This is a genomic window from Aquitalea magnusonii (assembly GCF_002217795.2).
Taxonomy (GTDB): domain Bacteria; phylum Pseudomonadota; class Gammaproteobacteria; order Burkholderiales; family Chromobacteriaceae; genus Aquitalea; species Aquitalea magnusonii_B.
On record NZ_AP018823.1, the window covers coordinates 3,386,108 to 3,399,726 of the forward strand.

Genomic DNA, 13,619 nt, shown 5'->3' on the forward strand with positions numbered 1-13,619 from the left:
ACCGCTAAGTCACTGAACGGTAATGCTTTATGAAATGCGGGTTTCATGACTGTTTTGCTGCGGGCGCACAGTCAGCGATGCACTGGCCTCCATCCTGATGCTGACCCACGGGGGAAACTGGCGCAAAAAGCCGGCTTCGCTAACGACACAGGCAGCAAAAAGCCCGGCTGGGCCGGGCTTTTTGCATGGCGTGCGTTCAAGCACGGCCATCATTCTTCTTGTGCGGCGATATCCGCCTTGACCTTTTCCATGTCGAGATCACGCAGTGCCTTGATCAACTCTTCCAGTTGCGCTGGCATCATCGCGCCAGCCTGGTTGAAGACGATGATGCCGTCCTTGAGTGCCATCAGTGTGGGGATGGAGCGGATCTGGAAATGGCCGGCCAGTTCTTGCTCTTCTTCGGTATTGATTTTGCCAAACACGATGTCGGGATGCTTGAGCGCAGCGGCGTCAAAGGTGGGGCCAAACATCTTGCACGGACCACACCATTCGGCCCAGAAGTCCAGAATGACGATGCCGCCCTTGTCGACGGTTTCATTGAAACTGCTGCCGGTGATATTGATCGTGGCCATGCTGCGCTCCTTGCCGGTAACCGGCATATATATAGGTAGTAGCAGCAAGATGGGATGCGTGCTGGCTTTTACAAGAGCAGTGCGCCGGTTTGCCGCGGCTTCAGGCAGAAAAAAGGCTCACTGTTGTGAGCCTTCATGTTCTGCCAACGGTATTACAGCCAGCATTTGCGGTAGCTGTCACGTTCCATCTGACAGACTTCCACGCAAAGCTGGGTGCCGGTGGGGCCTTGAATCTGTTGTTGCAAGACGGGTAGCAGGCTGTCGGAGAGTTGCTGGCGGGCAGGCAAGTCGCGACCGCTCAGGATATGGAGTTGCAGGTGTACAAACGGGGCGCTACCCGGTGTGGTGCCGGTCAGCCAGTCTTGCAACAGAATGGCGCGGCTCTTGATGTCTTCTGCCTGAAACTGGCCGCTGGCCAATAGCGTCTGGTTGATGGCCAGCAAGGTGGCGGGGACATCCAGCTTAAGCCCGCTGCTGTATTGCATGATGACTTGCGGCATGTCAGCTGGCTTTCTTTTTCAGTTGGTAACACTGGTGAATCTTGCGGTTGCGGAAGTCTTCCGGTACGGACTGCCCGCTGATATCGCGGATGTGATAGTCCTCGGCCAGACGTTCATCCAGCACGAAGCTGCGCAGATTATTGGAGAAGTACAAGGTACCGCCCGGTGCCAGCAACGCCATGGCGTAGTCGATAAGCCAGACGTGGTCGCGCTGGACGTCCAGGATATCCAGCATTTTCTTGGAATTGGAGAAGGTGGGCGGGTCCATCACGATGAGGTCGAACTGCTTGCCCTCGTCCACTGCTTGTTCCAGATACTGAAAGACATCGGCACGCACCAGTTGATGGCGGGCGAGATCCAGTCCGTTCAACTCGAAGTTGCGGCGCGACCAGTCCTGATAGGTATTGGACATGTCCACCGTTTCGGAACTGACGGCACCACCGGCACCGGCGTAGACGGTGAAGCTGCCGGTATAGGCAAACAGATTGAGAAAGCGCTTGCCAGCGGCTTCTTCACGCACGCGTTTGCGGGTGTTGCGGTGATCCAGAAACAAGCCGGTGTCCAGATAGGCATCCAGATTGACGATGAAGCGCTGGCCGAACTCCTGCACGATGAAGTCATCCCCCAGCTTGCCCACTTTTTCGTACTGGCTGGCACCCTTCTGGCGACGACGGCTTTTCAGGGTGATGGCGGATTCATCCCGTCCGGTGACTTCGGCAATGGCAGCCATGATGGCGGCAATCCATTGCTGATAGACCTCGTCATCCATTTCCCAGCCGGTGTCGTACTCCTGCAGATGCACCCGGTCGCCGTACAGGTCTACCGCCAGCGGAAACTGCGGTACGTCCTTGTCGTAGACACGCCAGGCATCCAGCCCCTGACGGGAGGCCCACTTGGCGTAGTGCTTGTAATTTTTCTGCAGCCGGTTGGCAAAGGCGGAGACATCGACCATAACATTCCTTGGCGACAGCAGCCGGGGTGGCACTGCCGGGTAATTCATTCGGACAAAAACAAAACGCGCGCCAGCATAAGCGACCGGCGCGCGCATCAGCAAGTCCCGCCTTACCGCCTATTCCGGCTGGTACATGGCAATCAGCTTGCGATAGACCGGCTCGGGCAGATACTGGCGGATCATGTTCTGCCAGCCACGCGGACCGACCAGGCCCTTGACCATGGTGGAGGACACTTCGGCATATTCCCGCGGCGGCAGCAGGAAGATGGTGGTGATGTCCGGGTGCAGGTCGGAATTGATATAACGCATGGTGCGTTCGTATTCGTAGTCGCTGGCGGTGCGAATACCGCGAATGATGTAGTTGGCACCAATGCTCTGGGCGTAGTTCACCAGAAACTGGTTTTCGAATACATCAACCCGCAGCTTGCTGAAGCCACGTGTGACGGCACGCAGCATCTCGACGCGCTCGTCCACACTGAAGGTACAGTGCTTCTCCGGGTTCACGCCGACTGCCACGATGAGTTCGTCGAACAGCTCTACGGCTTCGCGAATCATCCACAAGTGACCGTTGGTGACCGGGTCGAAACTTCCGGCATACACGGCTCTTTTCACTTCTCGTTTTCCTTTGGATGTGTGTGCCATGGCGACTGTATCGTGCAGTAGTGGGAGGGTAAAGGCATTTTTGTTGCGCTGCGCCAAAAATGCGGCATAACAGCAGGGTTTTGCGTCATTTACATCATGATTGCAGATCATTCTGGTGCAAGAAGCAAGAAAGGCCGACACAAAGCCGGCCTTCAGCAGTAAAACCGCACCGGAATGGGTCAGCTATTGATGTTTTCCGCGTGATGGCAGGCCACCATGCGCGCATCCAGCGCACGCAATTCCGGCACTTCCTGCTGGCAACGCTCGTTGGCAAACGGGCAGCGTTTGTGGAAGGTGCAGCCGGACGGCGGATTGAGCGGGCTGGGCAACTCGCCGTGGATCTTGATCTTGATGCGCCGGTCTTCCGGATGAATGGAAGGTGTAGCGGACAGCAAGGCCTGGGTATAAGGATGCAGCGGCCGGCCGTAAATCTTGCCCTTGGCGCCCACTTCCACCGCGCGACCCAGATACATCACCATCAGATCGTCCGCCACATGTTCCACCACCGCCAGATTGTGCGAGATGAACACATAGGCGGTGTTGAATTCTTCCTGCAGATCCATGAACAGGTTGAGCACCTGGGCCTGGATGGAAACGTCCAGTGCCGAAGTCGGCTCGTCTGCCACCACAATCTTGGGGTTGAGCATCATGGCGCGGGCAATGGCGATACGCTGGCGCTGGCCACCGGAGAACATGTGCGGGTAGCGGTAGTAATGTTCCGGACGCAGACCAACCCGCGTCATCATGGCGCGCACGCGCTCTTCACGCTCGCTGGCGGACAGGCTGGTATTGATGTCCAGCGGCTCGCCCAACTGGGTGCCAATCTTCTGGCGCGGGTTGAGCGAGGCGTAAGGGTTCTGAAACACCATCTGCACCTTGGTGCGCATGGCTTTCAGTTCGGCCTTGCCGGCCGTGGCGGCATCCTGCCCGTCCAGCAGCAGCGAACCGGAAGTCGGCGGCTCGATCAGCGTCAGCTGGCGTGCCAGCGTGGACTTGCCACAGCCGGATTCACCCACCACTGCCAGCGTCTTGCCAGCCTGCAATTCAAACGATACGCCGTTCAGCGCCTTGACCTGTGCCGACGGCTTGAGAAAACCCTGGGCCACATCGTAATAACGGGTGAGGTCCCGTGCCTGCAATACGGTACTCATCATGCCTCCTTGGCCGTAATCGGGTAGTGGCAGCGTACGACGCCACCGTCAATGGCGGTCAGGCCCGGTCGCTGGGCCTTGCACTTGTCCTGGACATAGGGACAGCGCGGAGACAACAGGCAGCCGCTTGGCCGGTCGTACTGCCCCGGCACGATGCCAGGCAGGGTGGACAGGCGGTGCGCGCCCTTGCTGTGTTCCGGAATGGACTTGAGCAACGCCTCGGTATACGGATGGGTGGGAGTGCGGAAGATGCCCGGCACCTTGGCCATTTCCGCCACTTGCCCGGCATACATCACCGCCACCTTGTGCGCCACTTCGGCCACCACGGCCAGGTCATGGGTAATCATGATCAGGGCCATGTTCTGGCTTTTCTGCAGATTGACCAGCAAGTCCATGATTTGCGCCTGGATGGTCACGTCCAGCGCGGTGGTGGGCTCGTCGGCAATCAGCAGCTTGGGATTACAGGCAATGGCCATGGCAATCACCACGCGCTGGCTCATGCCACCGGACAACTGGTGCGGGTAGGCATTCAGCCGGCTGGCCGCCGCCGGGATTTCCACCATCTCCATCAGTTCCAGCGCGCGCTGTTTCAGTGCGGCACCACGCAGGCCCTGGTGGATTTTCAGCACTTCCATGATCTGGTAACCCACGGTGTAGCTGGGGTTGAGCGAGGTCATCGGGTCCTGGAAGATCATGGCGATATCCTTGCCGACAATCTTGCGACGCTCGCGCGCCGAGATGGTGAGCAGGTTCTTGCCATCAAATTGCAGGGTGTCCGCCACAATGCGGCCCTGTCCTTCCAGCAGGCCCATCATGGCCATCATGGTGACGGACTTGCCCGAACCGGATTCGCCGACGATGCCGACGATTTCGCCCTGATTGACGCTCAGGTCCAGTCCTTCCACTGCGCGGAAGGGATTTTTTTCCGAACCGAACTCCACCGAGAGGTTCTTGATTTCCAGCAGACTCATACTTCCCTCCTCAGGCGGCGCGCTTCAGTTTCGGGTCCAGCGCATCGCGCAGGCCGTCACCCATCAGGTTGATGGCCAGTACCGACAGCAAAATGGTGAGACCAGGCAGCGACACCACCCACCAGGCACGTTCGATGTAATCACGGGCAGAGGCCAGCATGGTGCCCCACTCCGGTGTGGGCGGTTGCACGCCCAGCCCCAGGAAACCCAGTGCGGCAATTTCCAGAATGGCCGAGGAGAAGCTCATGGTGGCATGCACGATCAGCGGTGCCATGCAGTTGGGCAGCACGGTGTTGAACATCAGACGGAACAGACCGGCACCGGACACGCGCGAAGCGGTGACGTAGTCGCGGTTCAGTTCGGTCATGGCCGAAGCACGGGTGAGGCGCACATAGGCAGGCAGGGACACCGTGGCAATGGCAATCATGGCATTGAGCAGGCCCGGCCCCAGGATGGCCATGATGGCCACCGCCAGCAGCAAGGACGGCAAGGCCATCATGATGTCCATCACCCGCATGATCACGCCGCCCAGCACCTTGGGAAAGAAGGCCGCCAGCAAGCCCAGCACCACACCGGGCACCATGGCCAGCAGCACCGAGCACAGGCCGATGAACAGCGACAGGCGGGCACCGTAGATCAGGCGCGACAGGATGTCACGGCCCAGTTCATCGGTACCCAGCAGGAAGGCGCTGGAGCCGCCATCCAGCCAGGCCGGCGGCGTCAGCAGGTGGTCGCGGTATTGCTCGATGGGGCTGTACGGTGCCACCAGCGGGGCCAGCACGGCGCACAGCACCACGATGCTCATGAAGATCAGGCCGGCAACCGCGCCCTTGTTATAGGAAAAGCCCTGCCAGAATTCCTTGAGCGGCGAAGGATAGCTCAGTGCCGCATCTTCAGCGGGCACGGCAGCGTTCTGCATGTTTGCATTAGTCATGACGATACCTGCAAGCGTTATTTGGCGTGACGGATGCGCGGATTGGCAACACCGTACAAAACGTCCACGATGAAGTTGGTGATGATCACCAGCGTGGCCACGATCAGGATGCCGTTTTGCACCACCGGGTAGTCGCGGCGGCTGATGGCATCGATCAGCCACTTGCCGATGCCGGGCCAGGAGAAGATGGTTTCGGTCAGCACCGCGCCACCCATCAGCGTACCCACTTGCAGGCCGATCACCGTCAGTACCGGAATCAGCGCATTGCGCAGGGTATGCACAAAGATCACCCGCGCCGGCGACAGGCCCTTGGCCCGTGCGGTACGCACATAGTCTTCACGCAGCACTTCCAGCATGGAGGAGCGGGTCATCCGCGCAATCACCGCCAGCGGAATGGTACCCAGCACGATGGCAGGCAGGATCAGATGCATCAGCGCATCCTTGAAGGCACCGGCATTGGCGGACGGATCGGCCGCTTCGGCCAGCCAGGTGTCGATCAGCATGAAACCGGTGCGCGGCGTGATGTCGAAGGCCAGATCCAGCCGGCCGGAAACCGGGGTCCAGCCCAGCTTGACCGAGAAGAACATGATGAGGATCAGGCCCCACCAGAAAATCGGCATGGAAAAACCGGTGAGCGAAATGCCCATCACGCCATGGTCGAAGATGGAGCCGCGCTTGATGGCGGCAATCACCCCGGCCAGCAGGCCGAACACCACGGCAAAGGCCATGGCGGCCAGTGCCAGTTCCAGCGTGGCGGGGAACAGGGTCTTAAACTCGGTCCACACGCTGGTTTTGGTCACCAGCGACTCACCCAGATTGCCATGCAGCAAATTGCTGATGTAGTCGACGTATTGCGCGTACAGCGGCTTGTCCAGCCCCAGACGGTGCATGGCATCCGCATGCATTTGCGGGTCGAGCGTGCGCTCACCCACCATCACTTCCACCGGGTCGCCGGGGATCATGCGGATAAGGCCGAAGGTGAGCAAGGTAATGCCGAAGAACGTGGGAATCAGCAAACCCAGTCTGCGGAAAATGAAAGACAACATACGTACTTCTCCCGTGCATCCGGCCTGCTTTACAGCATGGCAGACGGACGCCGTTATTTCAGACCCAGATCCTGGATGGGAATGTCATGGAAACGGTAAGGGGAAACCAGCGGGGGAGTACGACAGAAAAACGTAAGGAGGTGTCGGGCAGAAGACGCAGGCTGAACCACCCACCTACATCAGCTACGCCTTCGCCACGACGGGATGAACAATAACACCCGTCAGTGGCCACGCCTTTGATACAGGTCAAGCCTGCCAGCGCGCGTTTGCACGCCACCCTGTTTTCGTTTTACTGCAGTTCTGCTGACAGACACTCCCGACCGGTTTCACCGGTAACGGCATTTCTTTATCTGACGTAAAGATATAGCCGTGCTCCATGCAAAACATCGGGGGCTTGCGCCCCCGATATCAGCCACTTCCCTGATGGGAAGCACACAGCATTACTTCAGGCTGACGCCATAGAAGGAGTTCAGACCGAAGGGGCTTACCTTGAAGCCAACCACCGACTTGGACATCGGCTGTACCACGGTGGAGTGGGCCACCGTGGTGTAAGGCAGTTGCTGTTTGTAGATTTCCTGTGCCTTCATGTACAGCTTGGTGCGCTCGGCCACATTGGTGGTGCGCTTGGCTTTTTGCAGCAGGTCTTCAAACGGCTTGTAGCACCACTTGGCAAAGTTGTTGCCGTTCAGGGCTTCGCAACCCAGTTGGGTGCCCAGCCAGTTGTCCGGATCGCCATTGTCACCGGTCCAGCCAATCAGCATGGCATCGTGTTCACCAGCCTTGGCGCGCTTGATGTACTCACCCCATTCGTAGGTGGTGATCTTGGCCTTGACGCCGATCTTGGCCCAGTCAGCCTGTACCATTTCGGCCATCAGCTTGGCATTGGGGTTGTACGGACGCTGTACCGGCATTGCCCACAGGGTGATGTCAAAGCCGTTCGGGTAGCCGGCCTTGGCCAACAGTGCCTTGGCTTTTTCCACACTGTACGGTGCATCCTTCAGGCTCTTGTTGTAGGACCACTGGGTCGGCGGCATCGGGTTGGTGGCAGCCTGGCCTGCACCCTGATACACGGCGTCGATGATGGCTTTCTTGTTGACAGCCATATCCAGCGCCTGACGCACTTCCAGCTTATCCAGCGGCTTGTGCTTCACGTTGTAGGCCAGGTAGCCCAGGTTGAAGCCGGCTTGCGAAATCACGTTCAGCTTGCTGTCGGCCTTCATGGCGGCGATGTCGGTCGGACGCGGGAAAGCGGTAATCTGGCATTCGCCAGCCTTCAGCTTCTGGAAACGTACGGACGGGTCGGTAGTGATGGCAAACACCAGGTTATCCACTTTCGGGCCATCCGCCTTGTCCCAGTACTGCTTGTTGGCAGCAAAGCGAATCTGCGCATCTTTCTGGTAGCGCTTGAAGATGAAGGGACCCGTGCCTACCGGCTGCTGGTTGATCAACTGCGGGGTGCCGGCCTTCAACAGCTTGTCGGCATATTCGGCCGACTGGATGGAGGCAAAGCTCATCGCCAGGTTCTGCAAGAAGGCCGCGTCAATGCTCTTTAGCGTGAACTTGACGGTATTGGCATCCAGCTTTTCTACCTTGGTGATGTTTTCATCCATGCCCATATCGGTGAAATACGGGAATTCGGTCGGATAGGCTTTGCGGAAGGGGTTGTTCTTATTGAGCATGCGGTCGAAGGTGAATACCACGTCGTCCGCATTGAAGTCACGGGTGGGCTTGAAGTAGTCAGTGGTCTGAATCTTCACGCCCTTGCGCAGATGGAAGGTGTAGGACAGGCCGTCGGCAGCGACGTCCCATTTTTCGGCCAGGCCCGGTACCACCTTGGTACCGCCACGCTGGAATTGCACCAGGCGGTTGAATACGGTTTCGGCAGAGGCATCAAAGTCGGTACCCGTGGTGTACTGACCCGGATCAAAACCGGCCGGGCTGCCTTCAGAGCAATATACGAGCGTTCCTGCAGCTTGTGCAGCCATCGAAGCCGAGGCGATCAGGCCTGCGGCCAGCAGCATTTTCTTTGCAGCTTGCATGGGTTCTTTCCTTTTCCTTTGTACAGACTTCGTGATTGTTATGTCGATTGTCCGATCTCGATGAAGCGCCTTGTGGGCCGCTTTGGTCGGATACATTATGCAGAGAGGGGCAGTTTGACAAGCACCCCTCTCGCATTTCTGATCATTTATTGCGCAAGTACGGTAGTTGTCAGCAGAAAACTAGCACTTTTTCACCACAACACACCCTACCGAGTAACCAGCGCCAAACGAAGAAATGACCCCGACATCGCCGGCCTGCAGGCCATCGCGGCACAGGTGGAAAGCAATGATCGAGCCAGCCGAGCTGGTATTGGCGTAGCGATCCAGAATGACTGGTGCTTCCTGCTCGCTGGCATCCCGTCCCAGCACACGGCGGGCAATCAGCTGATTCATCGCCAGATTGGCCTGATGCAGCCAGAAACGACTGACTTGCTGCGCAGCGATATCCAGTTGCTCAAGATGTTGCACGATGTGCTCGCCCACCATCGGACACACCTCCTTAAACACCTTGCGGCCCTGCTGCACAAACAGTTTGTCGACCTGACCAATCCCCTGCTCATCACAGCGATTCAGGAAGCCAAAGTTATTGCGGATGTTGTTGGAAAACACCGTAGCCAGCCGGGTACCCAGAATCTCGAACTGCTCGGCCGCAGTGGCCGACCCGGCAGCTTCCAGCACCAGCGCGGTGCAGGCATCACCAAAAATGAAATGACTGTCGCGATCACGGAAGTTAAGGTGGGCCGAACAGATTTCCGGGCTGATCACCAGCACGGCGCGCGCCTGACCGCTCTGAATGGCATTGACCGCGGTCTGGATACCGAAGGTGGCGGACGAGCAGGCCACATTCATATCGAAGGCATAGCCCTGCACACCCAGCGCCTGCTGGATTTCAATGGACACCGCCGGATAAGGGCGCTGCATATTGGAGCAAGCCACCAGCACCATGTCGATGTCGGCCGCCGTCCTGCCCGCCTGCGCCAGCGCCGCCGTGGCCGCGGCCACGCCCATTTCCGCCTGGATGGACAGCACATCATTACTGCGCTCGGGCAGATAAGGCGTCATCCGCGCCGGGTCCAGCACCCCATCCTTATCCATCAGAAAGCGCTGCTTGATGCCGGAGGCCTTCTCAATGAACTCGGCACTGGATTGGGCCAGTGCCACTACGCTGCCCGCAGCAATTTCCTCGGCATGTTGTGCATTCCAGTTGGCAACATACTGATTGAAGGCAATGACCAGTTCTTCATTGCTGACTGCATGCGGCGGCGTGAACAGCCCAGACCCGCTGATGACGACTTTCTTCATATTTTCTGTCTCTTTCTGACAAAGATGCCGCTACCGGCAGGCTGTCCGCTCCGGCAACAGCCAGAGAAAACACGGCATGCAACAGCAAGCGGCACCCGTGATGGCACTCATGTAAACAGGCGTTTGCTCGAATCATACACCAAGCCCGGATTTATCCTGCAATTAAGCCCCCCGAGCACTGATAAACCTAGTAAAATGCTCAACTTTGCTGCCTTTGCCAGCCCTTTGCTTTTGCAGGTCAAACCAGGGCAAGCAGCAAGCTTGTCAACATGCGTCGTTAATAGTTGACAAATTTAGTCGGGAATTGGGTATAATCAACTCAACCACCCATCGGAGTTCAAGATTATGCGTCTCACCACCAAAGGCCGCTTTGCGGTCACCGCCATGCTGGACCTTGCCATGCGCGAAGCCAATGGCCCGGTGACCCTGGCCGGCATCAGCGAGCGCCAAAGCATTTCCCTTTCCTATCTGGAACAGTTGTTTGGCAAACTGCGCCGTTCCGAACTGGTAGACAGCGTACGCGGCCCAGGCGGCGGCTACACCCTGGCTCGCATCCCTGCTGATATTTCCGTGGCCGACATCATTGCCGCCGTGGACGAGCCAGTGGATGCCACCCAGTGCGGCGGCCGTGAAAACTGTCATGACAACCACCGCTGCATGACCCACGACTTGTGGACCAACCTGAACGCCACCATTTTCGACTACCTGGCCAAGGTTACCCTGGGCAGCCTGGTTGAAAAGCAGCGCGCCAAGGAAGCAGCGGCCAAAGAAAACAATGTAATGCAGGACAAGCGCGAAAGCAGCCCCCGTGTGACTGCCTCCGCCTCCAGCGCACTGTAAGCGCACCGCATCCCCGGAGAATTGATAATGAGTCAGCTCAAGCTTCCCATCTACCTCGACTATTCCGCTACCACCCCGGTTGATCCCCGCGTTGCCGCGAAGATGATTCCCTATCTGACCGAGCAGTTCGGCAACCCGGCTTCGCGTAGCCACAGCTTTGGCTGGACAGCGGAAGAAGCGGTAGAGAATGCGCGGGCAGAAGTGGCCAAGCTCCTGAATGCCGACCCCAAGGAAATTGTCTGGACCTCCGGTGCCACCGAGTCCGACAACCTGGCCATCAAGGGTGCCGCCCAGTTCTACAAGAGCAAGGGCAAGCACATCATCACCGTCAAGACCGAGCACAAGGCGGTGCTGGACACCTGTCGCGAACTGGAACGCCAGGGCTTCGAGGTGACTTATCTGGGGGTGCAGGAAAACGGCCTGATCGACATTGAAGAATTCAAGGCAGCCATCCGCCCGGACACCATTCTGGTGTCGGTGATGTACGTCAACAATGAAATCGGCGTGATCCAGGACATTCCGCAAATCGGCGAAATCTGCCGTGAAAAAGGCATCATCTTCCATGTCGACGCCACCCAGGCACCCGGCAAGGTGAAGATGGACATGAATGTGCTGAAGGTGGACCTGATGAGCCTGTCGGCTCACAAGGCCTACGGCCCCAAGGGCATCGGTGCGCTGTATGTGCGTCGCAAGCCGCGCGTCCGTCTGGAAGCCCAGATGCACGGCGGTGGCCACGAGCGCGGTTTCCGCTCCGGCACCCTGCCGACGCACCAGATTGTCGGCATGGGCGAAGCCTTCCGCCTGGCCCGTGAAGAGATGGACAGCGAGAGCGAACGCATCCGCATGCTGCGCGACCGTCTGTGGAATGGCATCAAGGACATGGAAGAGGTGTACATCAACGGCGACATCGACCAGCGTGTACCGCACAACCTCAATGTCAGCTTCAACTTTGTTGAAGGTGAAAGCCTGATCATGGCGATCAAGGACCTGGCTGTGTCCAGCGGTTCGGCCTGTACCTCGGCTTCGCTGGAGCCGTCCTACGTGCTGCGTGCCCTGGGCCGCAACGACGAAATGGCACACAGCTCCATCCGCTTTACCCTGGGCCGCTTCACCACCGAAGAAGAAATCGACTTCGCCATTGCGCTGTTGAAAGATAAAATCGGCAAATTGCGCGAACTGTCCCCGCTGTGGGAAATGTTCAAGGAAGGCGTAGACCTGAATTCGGTACAGTGGGCCGCCCACTGAACTATCAATGATTTTGCGGGAGCGGCCGGCTGAGGATAGCCACGCCCCCCGCCAGCAGGAGAGAGAACCATGGCATACAGCGACAAACTGATGGATCACTACGAAAACCCGCGTAATGTGGGCTCGTTCGAAAAGGGTGATGACACCGTAGGCACCGGCATGGTTGGTGCGCCGGCCTGTGGCGACGTGATGAAGCTGCAGATCAAGGTAAACGCCGATGGCGTGATCGAAGACGCCAAGTTCAAAACCTATGGCTGCGGCTCGGCCATTGCCTCGTCCTCCCTGGTGACCGAATGGGTGAAGGGCAAGTCGCTGGATGAAGCCATGGCCATCAAGAACACCGCCATTGCCGAAGAACTGGCGCTGCCGCCGGTAAAGATTCACTGCTCCATCCTGGCGGAAGACGCCATCAAGGCCGCAGTGAGCGATTACAAGCAAAAACACGGCAAGTAAGGAGCGCAGATATGGCCATCACCCTTTCTGCTAGTGCAGCCAATCACGTCAGCCAGTTCATTGCCAAACGTGGCAAGGGCCTGGGCATCCGCCTGGGGGTGAAAACCTCCGGCTGCTCTGGCATGGCCTACAAGCTGGAGTTTGTCGATGCCGCCACCGATGACGACATCACCTTCCAAAGCCATGGCGTGACGGTATTTACCGACGCCAAGAGCCTGGCCTACCTGGATGGCACCGAACTGGACTACACCAAGGAAGGGCTGAACGAAGGCTTCAAGTTCAACAACCCCAACGTGAAGAACGAATGCGGTTGTGGCGAGAGCTTCAACGTCTGATTGTCCTCTGTCCTTCCATCAGCCGGGCTGCCGTCAGCGGTGGTCCGGTTGTCACCCAGCAGTCCAGTAGCCCAAGGCCATGACTACCGAATTCTCCCAGGATTTCTTCCAGCTGTTCAGCCTGCCGCGCCGCTTTGTGCTGGATAGCCAGCAACTTGAACAGTCCTGGCGCGCCGCCGCCGCCACCGTGCATCCAGACCGCTATGCCAGCAGCCCGGATGCTGAAAAGCGCATGGCGCTGATGCAGGCCACCCGGGTCAACGAAGCCTATCAGACCCTGAAGTCACCCCTGCGCCGCGCCCGCTACCTGCTGTCACTGCAAGGCCGCGACACCCAGGAAGAAACCAATACCAGCATGCCGGTGGATTTCCTGATGGCGCAGATGGAATGGCGCGAAAGCATCGAGGAAGCCCGCGATGCCGGCAATGTCGAAGCACTGGAAGCGCTGTCAGCCAAGCTGCGCCAGGAAAACCGCGCTCTGGTGGCGGATCTGGCCAGCGCACTGGATGAGGCGGCAGATTTGGACGCCGCTGCACTGATGGTGCGAAAATTGCGCTTTTTGGAAAAACTAGACCAGGAAATCGGCGACGCCATTGAAACCCTGCTGGGCTAAACCGCCATCCCTGTGTAGCTGATG

General features: G+C 58.4%; 15 protein-coding genes. 5 read left to right on the top strand and 10 right to left on the bottom strand.

Annotation, left to right across the window (positions count from 1 at the left end):
• Window positions 1-209 precede the first annotated feature (209 nt).
• The 10 genes from trxA to DLM_RS16165 all read right to left on the bottom strand — a co-directional run bounded on the left by trxA (window position 210) and on the right by DLM_RS16165 (window position 10,109).
• Complete coding sequence (trxA, locus tag DLM_RS16120; RefSeq protein WP_089085915.1) at window positions 210-572, bottom strand: thioredoxin; 363 nt, start codon at window positions 570-572, stop codon at window positions 210-212.
• A 152-nt stretch (window positions 573-724) separates the two neighbouring features.
• Complete coding sequence (locus DLM_RS16125; protein ID WP_089085771.1) at window positions 725-1,072, bottom strand: 5-carboxymethyl-2-hydroxymuconate Delta-isomerase; 348 nt, start codon at window positions 1,070-1,072, stop codon at window positions 725-727.
• Between the two features lies 1 nt (window position 1,073).
• Window positions 1,074-2,024 carry a class I SAM-dependent methyltransferase gene (locus tag DLM_RS16130; protein ID WP_089085772.1) on the bottom strand — a complete coding sequence of 317 codons (951 nt, stop codon included), beginning with the start codon at window positions 2,022-2,024 and terminating at the stop codon, window positions 1,074-1,076.
• A gap of 117 nt (window positions 2,025-2,141) precedes the next feature.
• Window positions 2,142-2,666 (bottom strand): pantetheine-phosphate adenylyltransferase, encoded by a 525-nt coding sequence (gene coaD / locus DLM_RS16135; RefSeq protein WP_089085916.1) that lies wholly within the window; start codon window positions 2,664-2,666, stop codon window positions 2,142-2,144.
• 179 nt (window positions 2,667-2,845) lie between these two features.
• On the bottom strand, window positions 2,846-3,817 hold the full coding sequence (locus DLM_RS16140; protein WP_089085773.1) for a peptide ABC transporter ATP-binding protein: 972 nt from the start codon (window positions 3,815-3,817) through the stop codon (window positions 2,846-2,848).
• Complete coding sequence (locus DLM_RS16145) at window positions 3,817-4,788, bottom strand: ABC transporter ATP-binding protein (protein WP_062790234.1); 972 nt, start codon at window positions 4,786-4,788, stop codon at window positions 3,817-3,819. Before DLM_RS16145 ends, DLM_RS16140 begins: the two co-directional genes overlap by 1 nt.
• A gap of 10 nt (window positions 4,789-4,798) precedes the next feature.
• Window positions 4,799-5,722, bottom strand: a complete 924-nt coding sequence (locus DLM_RS16150; protein WP_231959875.1) for an ABC transporter permease subunit — start codon at window positions 5,720-5,722, stop codon at window positions 4,799-4,801.
• Window positions 5,723-5,739: 17 nt separating this feature from the next.
• Window positions 5,740-6,768, bottom strand: coding sequence for an ABC transporter permease subunit (locus DLM_RS16155; protein ID WP_089085775.1), 1,029 nt, complete (start codon window positions 6,766-6,768; stop codon window positions 5,740-5,742).
• Window positions 6,769-7,208: 440 nt separating this feature from the next.
• Entirely contained in the window at window positions 7,209-8,807 is a 1,599-nt protein-coding gene (locus DLM_RS16160; RefSeq protein ID WP_089085776.1) for an ABC transporter substrate-binding protein, read from the bottom strand.
• 180 nt (window positions 8,808-8,987) lie between these two features.
• Entirely contained in the window at window positions 8,988-10,109 is a 1,122-nt protein-coding gene (locus DLM_RS16165; protein ID WP_089085777.1) for a beta-ketoacyl-ACP synthase III, read from the bottom strand.
• 345 nt (window positions 10,110-10,454) lie between these two features.
• Here DLM_RS16165 and iscR point away from each other — a divergent pair, with 345 nt between their 5' ends.
• The 5 genes from iscR (at window position 10,455) to hscB (ending at window position 13,595) form a co-directional block, all read left to right on the top strand.
• A complete protein-coding gene (gene iscR, locus DLM_RS16170; RefSeq protein WP_089085778.1) occupies window positions 10,455-10,949 on the top strand; it encodes a Fe-S cluster assembly transcriptional regulator IscR in 495 nt (164 codons plus the stop codon).
• 27 nt (window positions 10,950-10,976) lie between these two features.
• Window positions 10,977-12,194, top strand: a complete 1,218-nt coding sequence (locus DLM_RS16175) for an IscS subfamily cysteine desulfurase (protein ID WP_045848181.1) — start codon at window positions 10,977-10,979, stop codon at window positions 12,192-12,194.
• 69 nt (window positions 12,195-12,263) lie between these two features.
• The gene (iscU, locus tag DLM_RS16180; protein WP_045848182.1) at window positions 12,264-12,647 is read left to right on the top strand and encodes a Fe-S cluster assembly scaffold IscU; all 384 of its coding nucleotides are present in this window, start codon (window positions 12,264-12,266) and stop codon (window positions 12,645-12,647) included.
• An 11-nt stretch (window positions 12,648-12,658) separates the two neighbouring features.
• Window positions 12,659-12,982: an iron-sulfur cluster assembly protein IscA gene (gene iscA / locus DLM_RS16185; protein ID WP_089085779.1), complete on the top strand. Its 324-nt coding sequence runs from the start codon at window positions 12,659-12,661 to the stop codon at window positions 12,980-12,982.
• Between the two features lie 79 nt (window positions 12,983-13,061).
• Window positions 13,062-13,595 carry a Fe-S protein assembly co-chaperone HscB gene (hscB, locus tag DLM_RS16190; RefSeq protein WP_089085780.1) on the top strand — a complete coding sequence of 178 codons (534 nt, stop codon included), beginning with the start codon at window positions 13,062-13,064 and terminating at the stop codon, window positions 13,593-13,595.
• Window positions 13,596-13,619 lie beyond the last annotated feature (24 nt).

What these genes read in the sequence shown, in the direction of transcription:
- DLM_RS16125 (WP_089085771.1), bottom strand. Translation starts at nt 1,072, where the DNA reads ATGCCGCAAGTCATCATGCAATACAGCAGCGGGCTTAAGCTGGATGTC.
- trxA (WP_089085915.1), bottom strand. Translation starts at nt 572, where the DNA reads ATGGCCACGATCAATATCACCGGCAGCAGTTTCAATGAAACCGTCGAC.
- DLM_RS16145 (WP_062790234.1), bottom strand. Translation starts at nt 4,788, where the DNA reads ATGAGTCTGCTGGAAATCAAGAACCTCTCGGTGGAGTTCGGTTCGGAA.
- DLM_RS16130 (WP_089085772.1), bottom strand. Translation starts at nt 2,024, where the DNA reads ATGGTCGATGTCTCCGCCTTTGCCAACCGGCTGCAGAAAAATTACAAG.
- DLM_RS16140 (WP_089085773.1), bottom strand. Translation starts at nt 3,817, where the DNA reads ATGAGTACCGTATTGCAGGCACGGGACCTCACCCGTTATTACGATGTG.
- DLM_RS16150 (WP_231959875.1), bottom strand. Translation starts at nt 5,722, where the DNA reads ATGACTAATGCAAACATGCAGAACGCTGCCGTGCCCGCTGAAGATGCG.
- DLM_RS16155 (WP_089085775.1), bottom strand. Translation starts at nt 6,768, where the DNA reads ATGTTGTCTTTCATTTTCCGCAGACTGGGTTTGCTGATTCCCACGTTC.
- DLM_RS16165 (WP_089085777.1), bottom strand. Translation starts at nt 10,109, where the DNA reads ATGAAGAAAGTCGTCATCAGCGGGTCTGGGCTGTTCACGCCGCCGCAT.
- DLM_RS16175 (WP_045848181.1), top strand. Translation starts at nt 10,977, where the DNA reads ATGAGTCAGCTCAAGCTTCCCATCTACCTCGACTATTCCGCTACCACC.
- iscA (WP_089085779.1), top strand. Translation starts at nt 12,659, where the DNA reads ATGGCCATCACCCTTTCTGCTAGTGCAGCCAATCACGTCAGCCAGTTC.
- hscB (WP_089085780.1), top strand. Translation starts at nt 13,062, where the DNA reads ATGACTACCGAATTCTCCCAGGATTTCTTCCAGCTGTTCAGCCTGCCG.
- iscU (WP_045848182.1), top strand. Translation starts at nt 12,264, where the DNA reads ATGGCATACAGCGACAAACTGATGGATCACTACGAAAACCCGCGTAAT.
- DLM_RS16160 (WP_089085776.1), bottom strand. Translation starts at nt 8,807, where the DNA reads ATGCAAGCTGCAAAGAAAATGCTGCTGGCCGCAGGCCTGATCGCCTCG.
- coaD (WP_089085916.1), bottom strand. Translation starts at nt 2,666, where the DNA reads ATGGCACACACATCCAAAGGAAAACGAGAAGTGAAAAGAGCCGTGTAT.
- iscR (WP_089085778.1), top strand. Translation starts at nt 10,455, where the DNA reads ATGCGTCTCACCACCAAAGGCCGCTTTGCGGTCACCGCCATGCTGGAC.